Here is an 18,157-nt window from a genome sequence, read left to right as displayed (position 1 = left end):
CTTATTGCAGTTTCTTGGCCTTCTCGAAGGCCTCGTCGATCGCGCCGACCATGTAGAACGCTTGTTCCGGCAGCGAATCGCACTCGCCTTCAACGATCATCTTGAAACCACGGATCGTTTCGGCCAACGGCACATACTTGCCAGGCGCGCCGGTAAACACTTCGGCGACGTGGAAAGGCTGCGACAGGAAGCGCTGGATCTTGCGAGCGCGAGCAACGGCTTGCTTGTCGTCGGGCGACAATTCGTCCATGCCCAGAATCGCGATAATGTCGCGCAATTCCTTGTAGCGTTGCAGCGTTTGCTGCACGCCACGCGCAACGGCGTAGTGCTCTTCGCCCACGACTTGCGGGTCGAGCTGACGGCTGGTCGAGTCGAGCGGATCGACGGCGGGATAGATACCCAGCGCGGCGATGTCACGCGACAGCACGACGGTCGAGTCCAAGTGCAAGAAGGTGGTGGCAGGCGACGGATCGGTCAAGTCATCCGCCGGCACGTACACGGCCTGGATCGAGGTGATCGAACCGGTCTTGGTGGACGTGATGCGCTCTTGCAGCTTGCCCATTTCTTCAGCCAGCGTCGGCTGATAGCCCACGGCCGAAGGCATACGGCCCAGCAGTGCCGACACTTCGGTACCGGCCAGCGTGTAGCGATAGATGTTGTCGACGAAGAACAGGATATCGCGACCTTCGTCACGGAACTTCTCGGCCATCGTCAGGCCCGACAGCGCCACGCGCAGACGGTTGCCCGGGGGTTCGTTCATCTGACCGAACACCATCGCCACTTTCGATTCTTTGATGTTATCGAGGTTGATAACGCCGGCTTCGGCCATTTCGTGATAGAAGTCGTTGCCTTCACGAGTGCGTTCGCCCACGCCTGCAAACACCGACAGACCGCTGTGTTGCTTGGCGATGTTGTTGATGAGTTCGAGCATGTTCACGGTCTTGCCCACGCCGGCGCCGCCGAACAGGCCAACCTTACCGCCCTTGGCAAACGGGCACACCAGATCGATAACCTTGATACCCGTTTCGAGCAGCTCGACCGAAGGCGAGAGTTCGTCGAAACGCGGCGCGTCCTGGTGAATGCTGCGACGTTCTTCGGTCGGGATCGGACCGGCTTCGTCGATCGGACGGCCGAGGACGTCCATGATGCGACCAAGCGTGGCTTCACCGACCGGCACCGAAATGGGCGCGCCCGTGTCGGAGACGGACATGCCGCGGCGCAAGCCGTCGGACGAGCCCATGGCGATCGTGCGTACGACGCCGTCACCCAGCTGTTGCTGCACTTCGAAGGTCAGATCTTTCTCAGCGAACGCCGAGCTAGTGTCAGCCAGCTTGAGTGCCGCATAGATTTTGGGCATTTGATCGCGGGGGAACTGAATGTCCACCACGGCGCCAATACACTGAACGATGGTTCCGTTGCTCATGTCGAGTCCTTGCTTAATTACGTTCTAAGGGTCGCTGCGTCGTCCGATTCATCAGACGGCGGCAGCCCCCCCCACGATTTCTGAAATTTCTTTGGTGATCGCAGCCTGACGGGTCTTGTTGTAGACCAGTTGCAGTTCGCCGATCACCTTCTTGGCGTTGTCCGACGCCGACTTCATCGCGACCATACGGGCCGATTGCTCGGACGCCATATTCTCGGCCACCGCCTGGAACACCAGACCTTCGACGTAACGCTGGAGCAGATCGTCGATCACCGACTTCGCGTCAGGCTCGTAGATATAGTCCCAGCCGTAATTGCTCTTGATCTCAGTGCTCTTCTCGGCCGCCGTCACGCCCAATTGAAACGGATCGTCCAGACCATCGGGCAACGGCAACACACGCAGGAACACGGGTTCCTGACGCATCGTGTTGACGAAGCGCGTGCTGGCCAGGTACAGGGCATCGATACGCCCTTCGAGGTAGTCGTCCAACTGCACCTTGATCGCGCCCAACAAACGGGTCAGATCAGGCTTGTCGCCCAACTGCACTTCCTGCGAGACAAGATTGGCACCAATACGCGTCAGCAGACCGACGCCCTTGTTGCCGAAAGCCGTCGTCTGCACGGAAACGCCGCTGGCTTGAAATTCTTTCAGCTTGTTGAGCACCACACGCGTGATGTTGGTGTTCAAGCCGCCGCACAAGCCCTTGTCCGTCGTGACCATGACGATACCCACCGCTTTGTGATGCTCGCGGTTCTTCAGGTAAGGATGGCTGTACTCGGGATTGGCCTGCATCAAGTGCGACGCAATTTCGCGCACTTTCGTGGCATACGGACGGCCTGCGCGCATCCGTTCCTGCGCTTTGCGCATCTTGGATGCGGCGACCATTTCCATCGCCTTGGTGATCTTGCGCGTGTTTTGCACGCTCTTGATCTTGGTTCGGATTTCCTTGATTCCGGGCATTACGCTTTCCTGTAGAGACGGCTGGACGGGATGGATCGACTGACGGTCTGCCCCGCCCGGTGTGGTGCGTAAAGCAAACGGGGATGGCCCCGCTTGCCCGACGTCCTACTGCTGTCCGAATGCCTTAAAACGCACCGTGCTTTTTGAACTCTTGCAGAGCGGCGGCCAATTCGGCGTCGTCGTCCTTCGAAAGTTCTTTGCTGGATTCGATGCGCTCGATCATTGCCGCGTGCTTGGACTTCAACTGATCCTTGAACGCCTTTTCGAATGCCAGCACCTTGCTGACTTCGACGTCGTCCAGATAGCCGTTGTTGACGGTGTACAGCGTAACGGCCAATTCCCACACTTGCAGCGGCTGATACTGCGGCTGCTTGAGCAGTTCGACCACGCGCTTGCCGCGTTCGAGCTGGCGACGGGTCGAGTCGTCCAGATCCGAAGCGAACTGCGCGAAGGCGGCCAATTCACGGTACTGCGCCAAGTCGGTACGAATACCGCCCGACAGCTTTTTCACGACCTTGGTTTGCGCCGCGCCACCCACTCGCGAGACCGAGATACCGGCGTTGATAGCCGGGCGCACGCCTGCGTTGAAGAGGTCGGTTTCCAGGAAGATCTGGCCGTCGGTAATCGAAATCACGTTGGTCGGCACGAAGGCGGACACGTCGCCGGCTTGCGTTTCGATGATCGGCAGTGCCGTCAGCGAACCGGTCTTGCCTTTGACCGCACCGTTGGTGAACTTCTCAACGTACTCTTCGTTCACGCGAGCGGCACGCTCGAGCAGACGCGAGTGGAGATAGAACACATCGCCGGGGTACGCTTCGCGGCCCGGGGGACGACGCAGCAACAACGACACTTGGCGATAAGCCCAGGCTTGCTTGGTCAGATCGTCATAAATGATCAGCGCGTCTTCACCGCGGTCGCGGAAATATTCGCCCATCGTGCAACCGGCGTAAGCCGACAGATACTGCATGGCAGCGGAGTCGGAAGCCGAAGCGGCCACGACGATGGTGTATTCCATCGCGCCGTGTTCTTCGAGCTTGCGCACCACGTTGTTGATCGTCGAGGCCTTTTGGCCGATCGCGACGTACACGCAGGTAACGCCCTTGCCTTTCTGGCTGATGATCGTGTCGACGGCGACAGCGGTCTTGCCGGTTTGACGGTCGCCAATGATCAGCTCGCGCTGACCGCGGCCGACCGGTACCATCGAATCGATAGCCTTGATACCCGTTTGCAGCGGCTGCGACACCGACTTACGCGCGATCACGCCGGGAGCGACTTTTTCGATGATGTCCGTTTGGGTATTGCCCAAGGGACCTTTACCGTCGATCGGCGTACCGAGTGCGTCAAGCACGCGGCCGCGCAGTTCGGGACCGACCGGCACTTCCAGAATGCGGCCGGTCGTCTTGACCTGGTCGCCTTCCGAAATGCTGGTGTAGTCGCCCAGAATCACGGCGCCGACGGAGTCGCGCTCGAGGTTGAGTGCAAGACCGAAACGGTTGTTGGGGAATTCGAGCATTTCGCCCTGCATCACGTCCGACAGGCCGTGGATGCGGGTAATACCGTCGCTCACGGATACGACCGTGCCTTGCGTACGGATATCATTCGAAGCGCTCAAGCCCTCGATGCGGCTCTTGAGCAGTTCGCTGATCTCGGAGGGATTGAGTTGCATGTGGAGACTCCTGGAATCCTGTTGAGTGCCTGGCTTATGCAGCCAGCGTGTCGCGCATGCGGGCCAACTGGGCTTGCACGGATGTATCGAGCACCTGATCGCCCACTGCCACGCGCACGCCGCCGATCAGCGACGGGTCGACAGTAACGTGGGGCTTGAGCTTAAGACCGAACTTCTTTTCCAACGCCGTGATCAAATCTGCGACCTGAGCGTCGGACATCGGGAATGCACTGGTGATCTCGGCCGCGGCGGCGCCTTCGTGACGATTTTTGAGCGTCTCGAACTGTGTCGCAATCTCGGGCACCAACATCAGGCGGTCGTTCTCGACCAGCAACTGAATGAAGTTGCGCGCGGATTGCGGCAGCTGCGACCGGACCAGACCAAGGAAAATCTCGGCCCGCTGGGCGTCGCTTACCTTCGGATCGGACAGAAGGCGCTGCACATCGGGATGCGCAGCGATCTGATCCATTTCTTTGATCAGGTCGAGCCAGCCCGACGTACCGAGCGTCTTGTCGTCGCGCGCGGCGGCGAACAAGGCTTCGGCGTAGGGTCTGGCAACTGTCGAAAATTCAGCCATGACGTTCCCGGATTAAAGCTGCGCCTTGAGCTGGGTGAGCAGCTCGGCATGGGCGGAGGCGTCAACCTCGCGCTTGAGGATGTGCTCGGCGCCCTTGACTGCCAAGGCAGCCACTTCGTCGCGCAACGAGGCACGCGCACGTTGGGCTTCTTGCTGGGCTTCCTGCTTGGCTTGCGCCACGATGCGGGCACGTTCGACTTCGGCTTCACGACGAGCTTCGTCGATCAAACCGGCAGCCTGCTTTTCAGCTTCAACGATGCGAGCATGCGTTTCCGATTTCGCAGAAGCTTCGATCAGACTGACACGCGCCTGGGCTTGAGCCAAATCGGCCCGGCCTTTCTCGGCGGCGGACAAGCCGTCGGCGATTTTCTGGCGTCGCTCGTCCATCGCCTTCGTCAGCGGCGGCCACACGAATTTCATCGTGAACCAGGCCAAGACGAAGAACACAAGCATCTGGAAAAAGATCGTCGCGTTTAAATTCACGGTCGTTTCCCTCTAATACCTTGGAACCCTGCCGCACCAAACGTGTACGGCGGGGTCAACGAATATGTAGCCGTCTCAGCATGTCGCCCCGACGGGGCGTCACGCGATACGGCCGAAAGCGCCCGCAAGTCGAGCCTGCGGGCAGTGCGCAATCAGACGAACGGATTGGCGAAAGCGAACAGCATGGCGATACCGACGCCGATCAGGAAGGCCGCGTCGATCAGACCAGCCAACAGGAACATCTTCGTTTGCAAAGCGTTCATGAGCTCAGGTTGACGAGCCGAAGCCTCGAGGTATTTACCACCCATGATGCCGATACCAATGCAAGCGCCGATAGCACCCAGACCGATGATGAAAGCGCAAGCGAGAGCAACGAAAGCAACGTTGGTCATGACAACTCCTTGATTAAAAATCGAAATGCAAAAATTAGAAAGAGACAAACACGTCGTACATGCCGTACACGTCGTACATGCTTTACAAAAGGGCCTTACATCCCGGCCAGACGCGCACGCCTGACCGGAAAATCCTTAGTGACCTTCGTGAGCCTGGCCGATGTAAACCAGCGTCAGCATCATGAAGATAAAGGCTTGCAACAACACGATCATGATGTGGAAGATGGCCCACACCGATCCCGCCAGGACTTGGCCTACGCCCAATCCGATACTGGAAGCATTGAAACCTGTCCAAGCGCCGCCCATCAAGGCGATAAGCATGAACAAGAGCTCGCCGGCAAACATGTTGCCGAACAACCGCATACCCAACGACACCGACTTGGCCGCGTATTCGACCAGGTTGAGCGCAAAGTTGGCGGGTGCCAGTATGATGGCCATGACGCCGTGCCCATGGAAAGGCGCGGTGAAGAGTTCTTTTGTAAAGCCGACCGGGGTCTTGATCTTGATGCCGTAATAGAACATCAGGAGCAGCACGCCCAGCGACATACCCATCGGCACGTTCAAATCGGCCGTCGGCAGAATGCGGTGGTAATAGAGCGGATCGCCATGCTCGGCGCCCACACCGGTATTGATGAAGATCCAGGACATCAGATCGACCGGCACCAGATCGAGTGCGTTCATCAACACGATCCAGAGGAATACGGTCAGGGCGAGCGGGGCGACGAACAAGCGGCTCTTGGCATTGGGCACGACGCTCTTGGCTTGTTGATCGACCATGTCGACGATCGACTCGACCAGCGCCTGGAAGCGGCCCGGTACGCCGGACGTGGCGCGACGGGCGGCGAAGGCCAGCACGCCGACGACGATCAATCCCATCAGTGCCGACCAGAACAGCGAGTCGTAGTTGATGATGTTGAATTGGGCAATGATCGATTGCTTTTCGCCCGTGTTATTCAGGTGCACCAGATGGTGCTGAATATAAGCGGACTGAGGCGAAATGTCGGCGTTGGCGGCTGCCATGAAAATCCTACCCTTTTTGCTAGATGAAGAACGTCAGGACGTTCACCATGCACGTTAATTTTGTGCGACTACGACAACTTGCGGAACATCATCAGAAGAAAGTAGCCCTTGAGCGTGAGGATCAACCCCCCGATCACCGCCGGCCACACCAACCATTCACTAGCGAACCGCGACAGCAACCACAACAGAAAGACTGTTGCAGCCAACTTGAGCATTTCGCCTAGAAAGAAAAAGACTGGACTCGCTGAGCGACCAGCAAGCAGGCCAAACATCAGACGCAGGCCGAAAGCAGCGTTGGGCAACCAGTACGCCCCCGCTCCCGCCAATGCCGATGCCGCCGCCGCAGTGCCTCCAACCGCCCACGCAATGATTGCCCCCGCAATCGCCATCGCTCCCTGTGCCGCCAGCGCCCGCATCATCCCCCGCACCGCCCGCGCATTCATTGATTTGCGCTGAGCTTCGGTAAGTTGGACAGGACTTGCTGTATCGGTATCGACTTTGATCATGACAGACTCATCACGACGCATCGACATGAGGAAACTACACGGCAAGCGAAGCTGAACGTCGCCCATCGCGCCTTCTTTATCCCGCAAGCGTCAAACTCAACGAGTATAGCGTGAATCGAAAACACCTGACAATCGCGCCCCATCGGGTTAGTGGCATTCACGCACACATGAGCCGACGCTCAGGCTTACGCAATCTCGTTCAGCGCATTGTAATGCTTTATGAAGGGTCATGAAAAAGGGACCGCCTGGCGGTCCCTTTTGGCGCCTGCGCCCGTAGACGGGAGCAGGGTCAGCCGCGAAAAATCAATTCTCGCGCACTGCAGGCGGCGCCCACAGACCATCCAGCGCAATATTCTTGGGCGAATACAGACGCATGTTCAACATGAAGTTGCCTTCCGCCGGGGTCGGCAGCCAGTTCGCCTGCTTGTCACCACGCGGCTGGCGCTTCTGGATATAGATATCCAGCGAGCCGTCCTTGTTGTAGGTCAGGTTGTCGGTGCTCAAAATCGCATAACGATTGGCCTCGTTGCGCGCAAAACCACGATCGGCGTTGTACAGGAAGAGCGACCAATGACCGTCCACCGGGGGCAGTTGGGCTTTGTCGAAATGCAGCACGTAGTCTTCACGCGCGTCGAGCAACTCGCCGTCGGCGTCGACCATGGTGACCGGATAGATCACATCTTCAGGCACGCTGGCGCCCAAGCCCAAGGCTGCGATCGCTGCACGGCGCGAGTAGTCCGTACCGTACGTTCCGATGCCGCCCGTGACTGTATTCCAGCCGTTGACCGGAGCAGTAAGACGTTGCGCCGAATCGGTAATGCGGCGGCTGGCCAACGGCGCCGCGTTGGTAAGCGCTTGCTGGACCGCCGGATCCAGCGACGGGAACGAAAACGGCCGATACGTGCCACCGATGCCTACGCGACGCAGGCGATCGAGGATCGGGTTGTCGTTGGCGTGCGGCGGATTGGTGCGCGCTACGTCGGCAAAAACGCTGAAGAACGTGGCCGCGTCCATCTGCGCAACTTGCTGCGCCGGCGTCAGGCTGGGATCCACATTCGGCTGATAGGTGTACGTTGGCGCACTGTTGATCATGGCGCCGGCAAACGGCGACACGCCTTGCGGATTGCTCGTCGCGCCTTGTGCGCCGGCGGCTGCGCCCGGCGTCAAACCGGCACGCATGCGGGCATCGCGATTCGACTCGGCCATCGGACGCGGGTTGCTCACACGGCCATCGCGCATGGGGCGCACGTTGCCCTGGGCGGTATCGCCGGCGGTCGGACGCACGTCGGACTGCAGCCACGGCGTGGCTTTCAACCCTTGCTGAAACTGATTGGCGCCGGCCAAGTCGTTTTGACCCGTAATCTGTGCGCGCGCGATCAACCATCCCATCGAAGTGGGGCTGCGCACAACATCAACGCCCTGCGGCACCGAACCTTGCCAGTACGGACCCACCAACAAGAACCGTTGCGGACCGGCACCTGCCGTGCGCGTGCCGCGCGAGGCAAACACGTCGGTCCACATATCGAACAGGGTCAGCGAGACGTAACGCTCACCGGCATCGGGCGCTTCGATCAGGAGCGGTGCGCGCGATACGTCAAACCAGAGGTTCGAATTCACACCATCCGTGCTGGGCCAGCGCGCATCTGCCGTCGTGGCATCGGGCAACGCGGTGTGATGCGAAAACTGATTCATCGGGGCCTTGCCGTTCGCCGCCGAGCCCACGCCGGTCGCGGCGCGGCGCGTCATTTCCATCAGCACCAGCGGATAGGCATACACATAGGCATCGCTGGCGATGTCATTCAACTCAGCAGCCGTCACGGGCGCAGCGGCACGTGCAGGCGCCGCCTGCATTTGCATCGGCGTTTCGGACACCAGGCGCAACTCGGAACGCGGCGCCGTGGTTTGAGCTTGCGCTGCAGTCACGAAGCACAGCGCCAGTGCGCTGGACAAAACGGCGACTGGCCATTGACGAGATTGGTTTGTTTTGCGCATGGATCCATCCTTATCGTTATTCAACCGGCGTCGAACGCGACTCCCACGCGCCGACACCCAAGTTGCTCAGGATAGGCCTCACGTGTGAAACGGGCGTTTCCATCAGCGTGTCAAAGCGCAACCAATGCACAGCAATTGCTGCGGGCACGGGTGCGCGTTGCAGCATTTGTAAATGACGTTAAAGAGCCTGAATTATCAGCGCATCGGCACGAAATCGATCCGAGTCGAAATGCTTGATAAATCGAAGGCCGATCTCATTGTGGACCTATGCACTGCCCCAGACTGCCACGCGCTTCGACCGCTGCGCGCACCTGGCTAGCTCGTTCGATCATCGAGCCGCCGCGGGCATCGTCGCAGGTCGGATAGCGCGTATTCGGCCGCGCGTTTCTCCAACGCTCGGCCGAACATAGAACATACGCCGAGGGTTTGGGAACCCCCGGCGCTCTCCCATCAGCGATGCTTGAACTGCGCGGGCCGCTTGTCGGCAAATGCCGCCATGCCCTCTTTCTGGTCTTCGGTCGCAAACAGCGAATGGAAGACGCGCCGCTCGAAGAGCAGCCCGTCGTTCAGTCCGGATTCGAAAGCACGATTGACCGTTTCCTTGGCCATCAGCACCGAAGGCAACGACATCGAGGCGATGATCGTGGCCGCATCGAGCGCCTCGTCCATCAACTTATCGGCCGCAACAACCCGCGACACGAGCCCGGACCGCTCGGCCTCATCGGCCTTCATCATGCGCGCGGTAAGCACGAGATCCATGGCCTTCGCCTTGCCTACGGCGCGCGGCAGGCGCTGCGTGCCGCCGGCGCCGGGAATCACGCCGAGCTTGATTTCCGGTTGGCCGAAACGCGCCGTGTCAGCCGCGATGATGATGTCGCACATCATCGCCAACTCGCAGCCGCCACCCAGTGCGTAGCCCGCCACTGCAGCGATCACCGGCTTGCGCACGCGCTTGAGCGTTTCCCAGTTGCGGGTGATGTAATCGCTGCGATAAACATCCATGTAACCCCAGTCCTTCATCGCGCCGATATCGGCGCCGGCGGCGAATGCCTTCTCGCTGCCGGTAATGACGATCGCTCCGATCTCGTCATTGGCATCGAAGGCAAGCAAGGCTGCCCCCAGCTCGTCCATCAGCGCATCGTTCAACGCGTTGAGCGCCTTGGGGCGATTCAGTGTCAGGATGCCGACGCGACCGCGCGTTTCTTGTAATACGAGAGCTTCACTCATAAATGTCTCCTCTGATCTTCGAAAGTAAACTAAGCCGATGAACGATACCGCCCTACTTTACCGCCTCGAACCCTTCGACGTCGCCGGACACCGCTTTCGGATCACACTCGAAGTGGCCCGCCCCGACCCCCAGGGGCAACACCTCTCGCTGCCTGCCTGGATCCCGGGCAGCTACCTGATCCGCGATTTCTCGCGCCAGGTCGAAACGTTGTCCGCGCGATGCGGCACCCGGCGCGTGAACGTCGTCAAGGTCGACAACCACACTTGGCAGGCCGCGCCCTGCGAAGGCCCATTGACCGTCGAGTACATCGTGTACGCCTGGGATCTGTCGGTGCGCGGTGCGCATCTGGACGAGTCGCACGGCTTTTTCAACGGCACCAGCGTGTTCCTGAGTGTGCACGGGCAAACGGATCGGCCCTGCCTGCTCGATCTGGTTCCGCCGGATCACGCCGAGTGGAAGGTCTATACCAGCCTGCCGGAAGCGCGCGGCCAGTCCGGCGCCGCGCGCCGCCATGGGTTTGGGCTGTACCGCGCGCCCAACTACGATGCCCTCATCGATCATCCGGTCGAAATGGGTACGCCGCAGGTCGTGCAATTCGAAGCACACGGCGCCCTGCACGAAATGGTGTTTACGGGCGTCGTTCCCAAGCTGGATCTGGTGCGCATTGCCGACGATACCCAGCGCATTTGCGAGGCACAGATTGCGTTTTTCGAACCGCGCAGCAAGCGCGCGCCGTTTCTCGACAGCAGCGATCGGTATGTGTTCATGACGATGGTCACAGGCGACAGCTACGGCGGCCTGGAACACCGCGCGTCGACCGCACTGATGGCGTCCCGCAAAGACCTGCCCGTATTGGGACTGCCCGGACAGGATGAGGGCTATCGCACCTTTCTCGGTCTTGTGAGTCACGAGTATTTTCATACCTGGAACGTCAAGCGCATCAAGCCGGCGGCCTTTGCTCCGTACAATCTGCGCCAGCCGGACCTGACGCGCCTGCTGTGGGTATTCGAAGGCTTTACCTCGTATTACGACGACCTGTTCTTGCTGCGATCCGGCGTGATTTCGCGCGATCACTACTTGAAGATGCTGGGCAAGACCATCACCAGCGTCGCACGCACACCTGGCCGACACAAGCAATCGATTGCCGAAAGTGCCTTCGATGCCTGGACCCGCTACTACAAGCAAGACGAGAATTCGCCCAATGCCTTGGTGAGTTACTACACCAAAGGTGCGCTGGTCGCGCTGGGATTGGATCTGACCATCCGCAAGGAATCAGGCGGCCGCCACTCGCTGGACGATGCGATGCGCCTGATGTGGACGCGTTATGGCCGCGACTTCTATACGGGCCAGGGCCAGGGCATCCCCGAAGATGCCATGGCGGGCTTGATCAAGGAAGCCACCGGCGTGGATACGACGCGCTTCATCGCCCGGCATGTGGAAGGCCGCAGCGATGTGCCGCTCGACACCCTGCTGCCCGAGCATGGCGTGAATGTGCGCTGGAAAGCCACCACACCCGCCCCCACACTGGATGTGCGCGTGCGCAAACAACAGGATCAGTGGGTATTGGCGACGGTGATGGAAGGCGGCGCGGCGCACCGTGCGAGCCTGTCGGCCGGCGATGTGTTGGTGGCCATCGACGGCTTGCGGGTGGACACGAGCACCACGCTGGACGCGATGCTGGCGCGATACAAAGCGGGCACGTCGTTGACGGTGCATGTGTTCCGTCGCGACGAATTGCGCGCTTTTCGTGTGAAGCTCGCAGCACCGGTGGCTCTGGACTGTGAGTTGACGGCGCAGGTGGCGGCCTGGAGGCCGCCCATCCACGGCCCCTCCCCCTAAGGGCGCGGCTCGAGCCGCGCCTGAATCGCTTTCGCGGCCACGACGCCATCGGCCAGGGACGTCACCACGCACGGATGCATGCGATGGGCGACTTCGCCAATAGCGTAGATCCCTTCGACACTGGTTTCGGCCGTTTCGCGGGCGGTGCGCACGAAGCCGCGCGCGTCGCGCACGAGTCCCAGGCCCTCGGCATAAGGCACTTGCGGCACCCAGCCGTAAAAGACCAGCAGTAGATCGTACGGCAACCCATTCACGCGCCGCGCATTGATATCGACATCGTAGGCCCCGATGCGCACATCCTCGGGACGCGTGCGGTCAATCCATTGCTGTTGGGCACGCACATGCCGCGCGTAGAGATGCACCACCGCCGGATCGCGCTCGCGCACGAACGTATAGTTCTCGAACGCGTTGTCGCCACCGCCAAGGATGGCCACGCGCAGCCCGCGGTAATCTCGATCGGCCACGTCCGAACCGGGGCCGACCAGGATGCCGGGCACGGGCGTGGGCCCTGCCCCATCCAGACCGCGCGCGGTCACGCCCGACGCAATGACCACCGTATGGGCATGCAAGATTTGGGTCACGCCCTGTGCGTCGCGCACGGTCACCTCGAACGTTCTGCCGCGCCGCTCGACCGCGCTGACGGCGCTCTGCAATCGCATCGCGACGCCTGCGTCGACCACGCCGCGCGCGATGCGCCCGGCGATTTCATGCCCCGTCTCGCCTTGCACCAGCGGCGTCCAGTCGTCTTGAAACGGGTTGACCCGCGCCAAGCCGCCCAACGCACCTGCCGTTTCGATCAGGAGGGGCGCAAAGCCAAGCCGCTTGAGCCAAATGGCGCAAGACGCGCCCGCAGGGCCGCCACCCACAATGATGGCGTCGTGAATCGTATTGGTTTGAGGGGCGACATCGCTCACCGGGACTCCTTCATACTGCTCCGATTGTAGCGACGCGCGCATCCCATTCCCGGCAAGCCCCGCCGATCGATAGGGAATCCTTCACGCACGGCCTTACAATGCCCGCTCATTCCGTTCCTGGTGTTTTTGCCATGCCTACTCGCCGCATCATTTTCAATCGCCTGGCGCTCGACGCGCGCATCGGCATTCTCGAGCATGAGCGACGCGCCACGCAGCCGCTGCACATCGATGCAGAAATCGATGTGGACATTCAGCGGCAGGTCGACGATCACGACATTCATACCGTGCTCGACTACCGGCAGATTCGCGAGGCCATTGTCGAAGAGTGCACGCAGGCACACGTCAATTTGATTGAAACGTTGACCGAGCAGGTGGCGGACCGGCTGATGCGGGATTTTTCCGAGATTCGCGCCGTGCGCATCCGGATCAGCAAGCCGATGGCGTTTTCCGACTGCGCGGCGGTGGGCGTGGAAACCTTCATCACACGTTCACCCTCATAACCACATCTATCGGTTAGGATTTGCGCTGACCCTCTCACATAAGGAAGCGCTATGAGCAAGGTTTACAAGGTTGCAGTACTCGTGGGCAGTTTGCGCCGTGACTCGATCAATCGCAAACTCGCATTGGCCTTCAAACGCCTGGCACCCGCCTCGTTGTCGCTCGACATCGTCGAAATCGGTGACCTTCCGCTTTACAACGAGGATATCGACGGCACGCCCGGCCCCGCGTCCTACAAAGCCTTTCGCGACAGCGTGGGTGCCGCCGATGCCGTGCTGTTCGTCACACCGGAATACAACCGTTCCGTACCCGGCGCACTGAAGAACGCGATCGACGTAGGCTCACGCCCCTATGGCAAGAGCGTGTACAGCGGCAAGCCGGCCGCCGTGGTCAGCTCCTCGCCCGGCGCAATCGGCGGTTTCGGCGCCAATCATCACTTGCGGCAGTCGTTGGTGTTTCTCGATATGCCTTGCATGCAGCAGCCCGAGGCCTATCTGAGCAATGCCGGCACGTTCTTCAATGAGCAAGGCGAGCTGTCCGATTCGATCAAGCCGTTCCTCGAGAAAATTCTCGCAACGTTCGAGAAGTGGGTGACCACCCACGCGGCTGCGAAGTAAATGCGATGCGGGTTGTGGAGGGCGCATCGGTGCGACTCGCCGTATAGCGCGTCGCTTACCGTGCGGCTTCCTGCCCTGCAGCACGCGTCGTCTCCGGCGCCAGTCCGGATGGCGGCGCGGGACGCGCCTCGGGACGAATGAATGACATGCGCGTTTCCGTGCCGCCGGCGAACACCAGCGGTGTTGGTGCAAACGTCGCGTCGCCGAACAGCGCATCTTCGCTGACAGTGGCCAGATCCGACGCAAGTCCTTTGAAGTCGAACAGATCGGTGTCGGCGAGATGCGAGGGCACCACATTGGACAGCGCACGAAATACGTTATCGACGCGGCCTGGCGTCTCGCGCTCCCACTGATGCAGCATTTCCTTCACTTTCTGGCGCTGCAGATTTTCCTGCGAGCCGCACAGATTGCAGGGAATGATCGGAAACGCTTTGCCACGGGCGTACGTCGCAATGTCCGACTCTTTGCAAAACGCCAGCGGGCGGATCACCACATGCGCACCATCGTCGGTGGCGAGTTTGGGCGGCATGGCTTTCATCTTGCCGCCGAAAAACATATTCAGGAAAAACGTTTCGACGATATCGTCGCGATGATGGCCCAGCGCGATCTTGTTCGCCCCCAGTTCCTTGGCGGTGCGATAGATCACGCCCCGGCGCAGCCGCGAGCATAGCGAACAGGTGGTCTTGCCCTCAGGCACTTTCTCTTTGACGATCGCATGCGTATCGGCCTCGACGATGCGATACGGCACGCCCACCGCTTCGAGATAATCGGGCAGCACGTCTTCCGGAAAACCGGGGTGCTTCTGATCGAGATTCATCGCGATGATCTTGAAATCGACCGGCGCGCGCTTTTGCAAGGCCATCAGCACCGCAAGCATCGTGTAGGAGTCTTTACCGCCACTCATGCACGCCAGGATGGTGTCGCCGTCTTCAATCATGTTGAAAGCCGCGATCGCTTTGCCGGTTTCGGATTGAAGCCGGTTTTCAAGACGATTGAAATTATTCGAGGCTTTCATGACCCATCACACAACACGTTAAGTCCCTTCCCAGGTGGGACCGGGCACGTCGATCTCGAACATTTCAAGCACACGTTTTACGGTGTGATCGACCATCTCTTCGATGGTGCGAGGCCGATGGTAAAACGCCGGCAACGGCGGAAAAATAATGCCGCCCATTTCGGTGACGGCCGTCATATTGCGTAGATGCGCAAGATTGAACGGCGTTTCGCGCACCAGCATGACCAGCCGCCGCCGTTCTTTCAACGTGACATCGGCCGCACGCGTGATCAGGTTATCCGACAGCCCGATCGCCACGGCCGCCAATGTGCGCATCGAGCACGGCACGATCACCATGCCCGCGGTTGCGAAGGCGCCGCTTGCCAGGGTTGCCCCCACATCACGCACGCTGTGTACATGATCGGCCAACGCCTGCACCTCGTGGCGCGAAATATCCAGCTCATGCTTGATATTCAGCACGCCGGACGACGAGATGATCACATGCGTTTCCACATCCGGCACGTCCCGCAGCACCTGCAGCATGCGGACCGCATAGATGGAGCCGGTCGCCCCCGTGATGCCGATCACCAACCGGCGTGTCGGTGGCGCCTTTTCCGGCAGCGACATCAGGCCGTCGCGCCCGAACCGTCAAGCATCGTTTTCAGTTCGCCGCTTTCGTTCATCTCATTCATGATGTCCGAACCGCCTACGAACTCGCCCGAGATATACAGTTGGGGAATGGTCGGCCAGCTGGAGAATTCCTTGATGCCCTGACGGACATCGTCATCTTCCAGCACGTTGACGGTGACGAGTTTCTTCACGCCATTGCCCTTCAGGATCTGAATGGCCTTGCCGGAGAAGCCGCACTGCGGAAATTGTGCCGTGCCCTTCATGAACAGCACGACGGGATGTTGCGTGACGGTGTCACGGATAAAGGTTTGAACGTCGCTCATGGTGACCTCGAAATCTGGTGAATGAATCAATTATAGGTATCCGCCGGAAATCCGCTCGATTCCAGCCAGATCGCGCCGGCTTTCCACACGGGAGAAACCGTTTTCAATAAGCAGCGACCGCACGGCCTCAGCCTGGGTCCAACCGTGTTCGACCCATAACGCGCCACCCGGGTTCAATCGCCACACGGCACCGGCCACGATCTGAATCAGATCGGCCATGCCGCAGGCATGATCCGTCAGCGCGCCTGCCGGCTCGAAGCGCAGATCGCCCGCTTGCAGATGGGGATCGTCGGCGGCAATGTAAGGGGGGTTCGACACGATAACGTCAAATCGGCGCTCGGCAGCCAGCGGCTCGAACCAGGATCCGGTGAGCCACTCCACGGCCGCCCCCAGCGCCGCACCATTATCGCGCGCCACGGCCAATGCGGCGGGACTCTCGTCGACGGCAACCATCTGCGCGTGCGGGCACGCCAGGGCCACACTGACGGCGATGGCACCACTGCCGGTGCCCAGATCCAGCACGGAAACGCGGTCTGATGGCCACGTGGTGGCGTGTTGGGCCGTGCCCGGTGTTGCGTTGCCGGGCTCAGCCGCGCACGGCGCTCGGCGAGCGACGGCAGCCTCGACTTCGGCAATCGCCGTTTCCACCAGCAACTCGGTGTCCGGACGCGGAATGAGCACGTCGGGGGTCACGCGGAATCGGTGGCCCATGAACTCGCGCCAACCCAGAATGTAGGCCATGGGTTCGCCTGCGAGCCGGCGGGCGGCGGCAGCGGTAAACGCCTGCACTGCAGCGTCGGGCAGCAGGTCGGTATCGTGCGCCAGCAGCCAACTGCGTGGTTTATCGAGCGCCGCTTCAAGCAACATGCGCGCTTCCAGACGCGGCAGACCGCTTGTCGCCTGAAGCGCGCGCGGCGAGAACGCTTTGCGGTCGGTCATGGCGATCAGACGTCGTCGCCCAACGCCGCCAGCAACTCGGCCTGGTGCTCGGCAATCAGGGCGCCGGTAAGCTCTTCGAGATCGCCTTCCATGATCTGCCCCAGTTTGTAGAGCGTGAGGTTGATGCGGTGGTCGGTAAGACGGCCCTGCGGAAAGTTATATGTGCGGATGCGCTCGGAGCGATCGCCCGTGCCCACCAGTGATTTGCGCTCGGCGGCTTCCTTGCCTTGGCGTTCGCGCATTTCGGCGTCTTTCAACCGCGCGGCCAATACTTGCAGCGCCTTGTCCTTGTTGCGATGCTGCGAGCGATCGTCCTGGCATTCCACCACCAACCCCGTGGGCAAGTGCGTGATGCGCACGGCAGAATCGGTTTTGTTGATGTGCTGGCCGCCCGCGCCGCTGGCACGGAACGTGTCGATGCGCAGATCCGACGGATTGATCACGATTTCGGTCGCCGCATCCGCTTCGGGCAGCACGGCCACCGTGCACGCCGAGGTGTGGATTCGACCCTGCGCTTCGGTCGCTGGCACCCGCTGCACGCGGTGCGCGCCCGACTCGAACTTCAAGCGGCCGTAGGCGCCGTCGCCATCCACGCGCACGATGACTTCTTTGTAGCCGCCCAGCTCCGACGCACTTTCCGACATCAGCTCGACCTTCCATCCGCGGTTTTCGGCATAGCGCGAATACATGCGCAGCAGATCGCCTGAAAACAGCGCACTCTCGTCACCGCCCGTGCCGGCGCGGATTTCCAGAAACAGACTGCGCCCGTCGTTGGGATCGCGCGGCAACAGCAACCGCTGCAGATCGGCCCCCAACGTTTCGAGCTTGCCCTTCGAGGCACGAATTTCTTCTTCGGCCAGGCTTTTCATTTCCGGGTCGCCAAGCATCTCTTGTGCGGTCGACAGATCGTCTTCGGCTTGCGTGTAGGTGCTGAAGGCGGCGACCACCGGATCGAGTTCAGCGCGCTCACGCGACAACTTGCGAAAACGATCCATATCGTTGGCCGCATCCGGATCGGCCAGCAAGGCGTCGACTTCGATCAGACGGCGAGACAATTGCTCGAGCCGGCTGCGCATGGAGGATTTCATAACGAATAAACCAGAAGGGAGACAGGACCGGACGGAGGACGTCCAGACGATGCGCCACGCGAAGATCC

General features: G+C 60.6%; 19 protein-coding genes. 3 read left to right on the top strand and 16 right to left on the bottom strand.

The window, feature by feature from the left end:
* Position 1 precedes the first annotated feature (1 nt).
* The 10 genes from atpD to EYW45_RS14360 form a co-directional block, all read right to left on the bottom strand.
* Positions 2-1,423 (bottom strand): F0F1 ATP synthase subunit beta, encoded by a 1,422-nt coding sequence (gene atpD, locus EYW45_RS14405; RefSeq protein WP_161136075.1) that lies wholly within the window; start codon positions 1,421-1,423, stop codon positions 2-4.
* A 51-nt stretch (positions 1,424-1,474) separates the two neighbouring features.
* Positions 1,475-2,383 carry a F0F1 ATP synthase subunit gamma gene (gene atpG / locus EYW45_RS14400; protein ID WP_161136074.1) on the bottom strand — a complete coding sequence of 303 codons (909 nt, stop codon included), beginning with the start codon at positions 2,381-2,383 and terminating at the stop codon, positions 1,475-1,477.
* A gap of 124 nt (positions 2,384-2,507) precedes the next feature.
* Entirely contained in the window at positions 2,508-4,049 is a 1,542-nt protein-coding gene (atpA, locus tag EYW45_RS14395) for a F0F1 ATP synthase subunit alpha (RefSeq protein ID WP_161136073.1), read from the bottom strand.
* Between the two features lie 34 nt (positions 4,050-4,083).
* Positions 4,084-4,626 carry a F0F1 ATP synthase subunit delta gene (locus EYW45_RS14390; RefSeq protein ID WP_161136072.1) on the bottom strand — a complete coding sequence of 181 codons (543 nt, stop codon included), beginning with the start codon at positions 4,624-4,626 and terminating at the stop codon, positions 4,084-4,086.
* Between the two features lie 12 nt (positions 4,627-4,638).
* On the bottom strand, positions 4,639-5,109 hold the full coding sequence (locus EYW45_RS14385) for a F0F1 ATP synthase subunit B (RefSeq protein WP_161136071.1): 471 nt from the start codon (positions 5,107-5,109) through the stop codon (positions 4,639-4,641).
* 152 nt (positions 5,110-5,261) lie between these two features.
* Positions 5,262-5,501, bottom strand: coding sequence for a F0F1 ATP synthase subunit C (atpE, locus tag EYW45_RS14380; RefSeq protein ID WP_068371391.1), 240 nt, complete (start codon positions 5,499-5,501; stop codon positions 5,262-5,264).
* 135 nt (positions 5,502-5,636) lie between these two features.
* Entirely contained in the window at positions 5,637-6,521 is an 885-nt protein-coding gene (gene atpB, locus EYW45_RS14375; protein ID WP_161136070.1) for a F0F1 ATP synthase subunit A, read from the bottom strand.
* 68 nt (positions 6,522-6,589) lie between these two features.
* The gene (locus EYW45_RS14370; protein ID WP_161136069.1) at positions 6,590-7,027 is read right to left on the bottom strand and encodes an ATP synthase subunit I; all 438 of its coding nucleotides are present in this window, start codon (positions 7,025-7,027) and stop codon (positions 6,590-6,592) included.
* 303 nt (positions 7,028-7,330) lie between these two features.
* On the bottom strand, positions 7,331-9,019 hold the full coding sequence (locus EYW45_RS14365; protein WP_161136068.1) for a DUF1254 domain-containing protein: 1,689 nt from the start codon (positions 9,017-9,019) through the stop codon (positions 7,331-7,333).
* A gap of 450 nt (positions 9,020-9,469) precedes the next feature.
* Entirely contained in the window at positions 9,470-10,246 is a 777-nt protein-coding gene (locus tag EYW45_RS14360; protein ID WP_161136067.1) for an enoyl-CoA hydratase, read from the bottom strand.
* A 37-nt stretch (positions 10,247-10,283) separates the two neighbouring features.
* Here EYW45_RS14360 and EYW45_RS14355 point away from each other — a divergent pair, with 37 nt between their 5' ends.
* Positions 10,284-12,086, top strand: a complete 1,803-nt coding sequence (locus tag EYW45_RS14355) for a M61 family metallopeptidase (protein ID WP_161136066.1) — start codon at positions 10,284-10,286, stop codon at positions 12,084-12,086.
* On the opposite strand, the gene EYW45_RS14350 is transcribed toward EYW45_RS14355, so the two are convergent.
* A complete protein-coding gene (locus EYW45_RS14350; RefSeq protein ID WP_328703632.1) occupies positions 12,083-13,000 on the bottom strand; it encodes an NAD(P)/FAD-dependent oxidoreductase in 918 nt (305 codons plus the stop codon). The two genes, EYW45_RS14355 and EYW45_RS14350, sit on opposite strands and share 4 nt — an antisense overlap.
* 131 nt (positions 13,001-13,131) lie before the next feature.
* Between EYW45_RS14350 and folB the strand changes: the two genes are divergently transcribed.
* Both folB and EYW45_RS14340 read left to right on the top strand, forming a co-directional pair.
* Entirely contained in the window at positions 13,132-13,500 is a 369-nt protein-coding gene (gene folB / locus EYW45_RS14345) for a dihydroneopterin aldolase (protein WP_161136064.1), read from the top strand.
* A 51-nt stretch (positions 13,501-13,551) separates the two neighbouring features.
* A complete protein-coding gene (locus tag EYW45_RS14340) occupies positions 13,552-14,115 on the top strand; it encodes an NADPH-dependent FMN reductase (RefSeq protein WP_161136063.1) in 564 nt (187 codons plus the stop codon).
* Positions 14,116-14,170: 55 nt separating this feature from the next.
* Here the strand turns inward: EYW45_RS14340 and ttcA are convergent, their stop codons facing one another.
* Genes ttcA through prfA form a run of 5 tightly spaced genes read right to left on the bottom strand, consistent with a single transcriptional unit; the run spans position 14,171 to position 18,089 of the window.
* A complete protein-coding gene (ttcA, locus tag EYW45_RS14335) occupies positions 14,171-15,130 on the bottom strand; it encodes a tRNA 2-thiocytidine(32) synthetase TtcA (protein WP_161136062.1) in 960 nt (319 codons plus the stop codon).
* Between the two features lie 18 nt (positions 15,131-15,148).
* Positions 15,149-15,736, bottom strand: a complete 588-nt coding sequence (locus EYW45_RS14330; protein WP_161136061.1) for a UbiX family flavin prenyltransferase — start codon at positions 15,734-15,736, stop codon at positions 15,149-15,151.
* Complete coding sequence (gene grxD, locus EYW45_RS14325; protein WP_161136060.1) at positions 15,736-16,062, bottom strand: Grx4 family monothiol glutaredoxin; 327 nt, start codon at positions 16,060-16,062, stop codon at positions 15,736-15,738. Before grxD ends, EYW45_RS14330 begins: the two co-directional genes overlap by 1 nt.
* Before the next feature lie 30 nt (positions 16,063-16,092).
* Positions 16,093-17,001 (bottom strand): peptide chain release factor N(5)-glutamine methyltransferase, encoded by a 909-nt coding sequence (gene prmC / locus EYW45_RS14320; protein ID WP_161136059.1) that lies wholly within the window; start codon positions 16,999-17,001, stop codon positions 16,093-16,095.
* A gap of 5 nt (positions 17,002-17,006) precedes the next feature.
* On the bottom strand, positions 17,007-18,089 hold the full coding sequence (gene prfA / locus EYW45_RS14315) for a peptide chain release factor 1 (RefSeq protein ID WP_161136058.1): 1,083 nt from the start codon (positions 18,087-18,089) through the stop codon (positions 17,007-17,009).
* Between the last annotated feature and the right edge of the window lie 68 nt (positions 18,090-18,157).

Source organism: Schauerella aestuarii (genome assembly GCF_009866805.1).
GTDB lineage: Bacteria > Pseudomonadota > Gammaproteobacteria > Burkholderiales > Burkholderiaceae_B > Schauerella > Schauerella aestuarii.
Note: the sequence above shows the minus strand (reverse complement) of the source record. Positions and strands in the feature narration are given on the sequence as shown.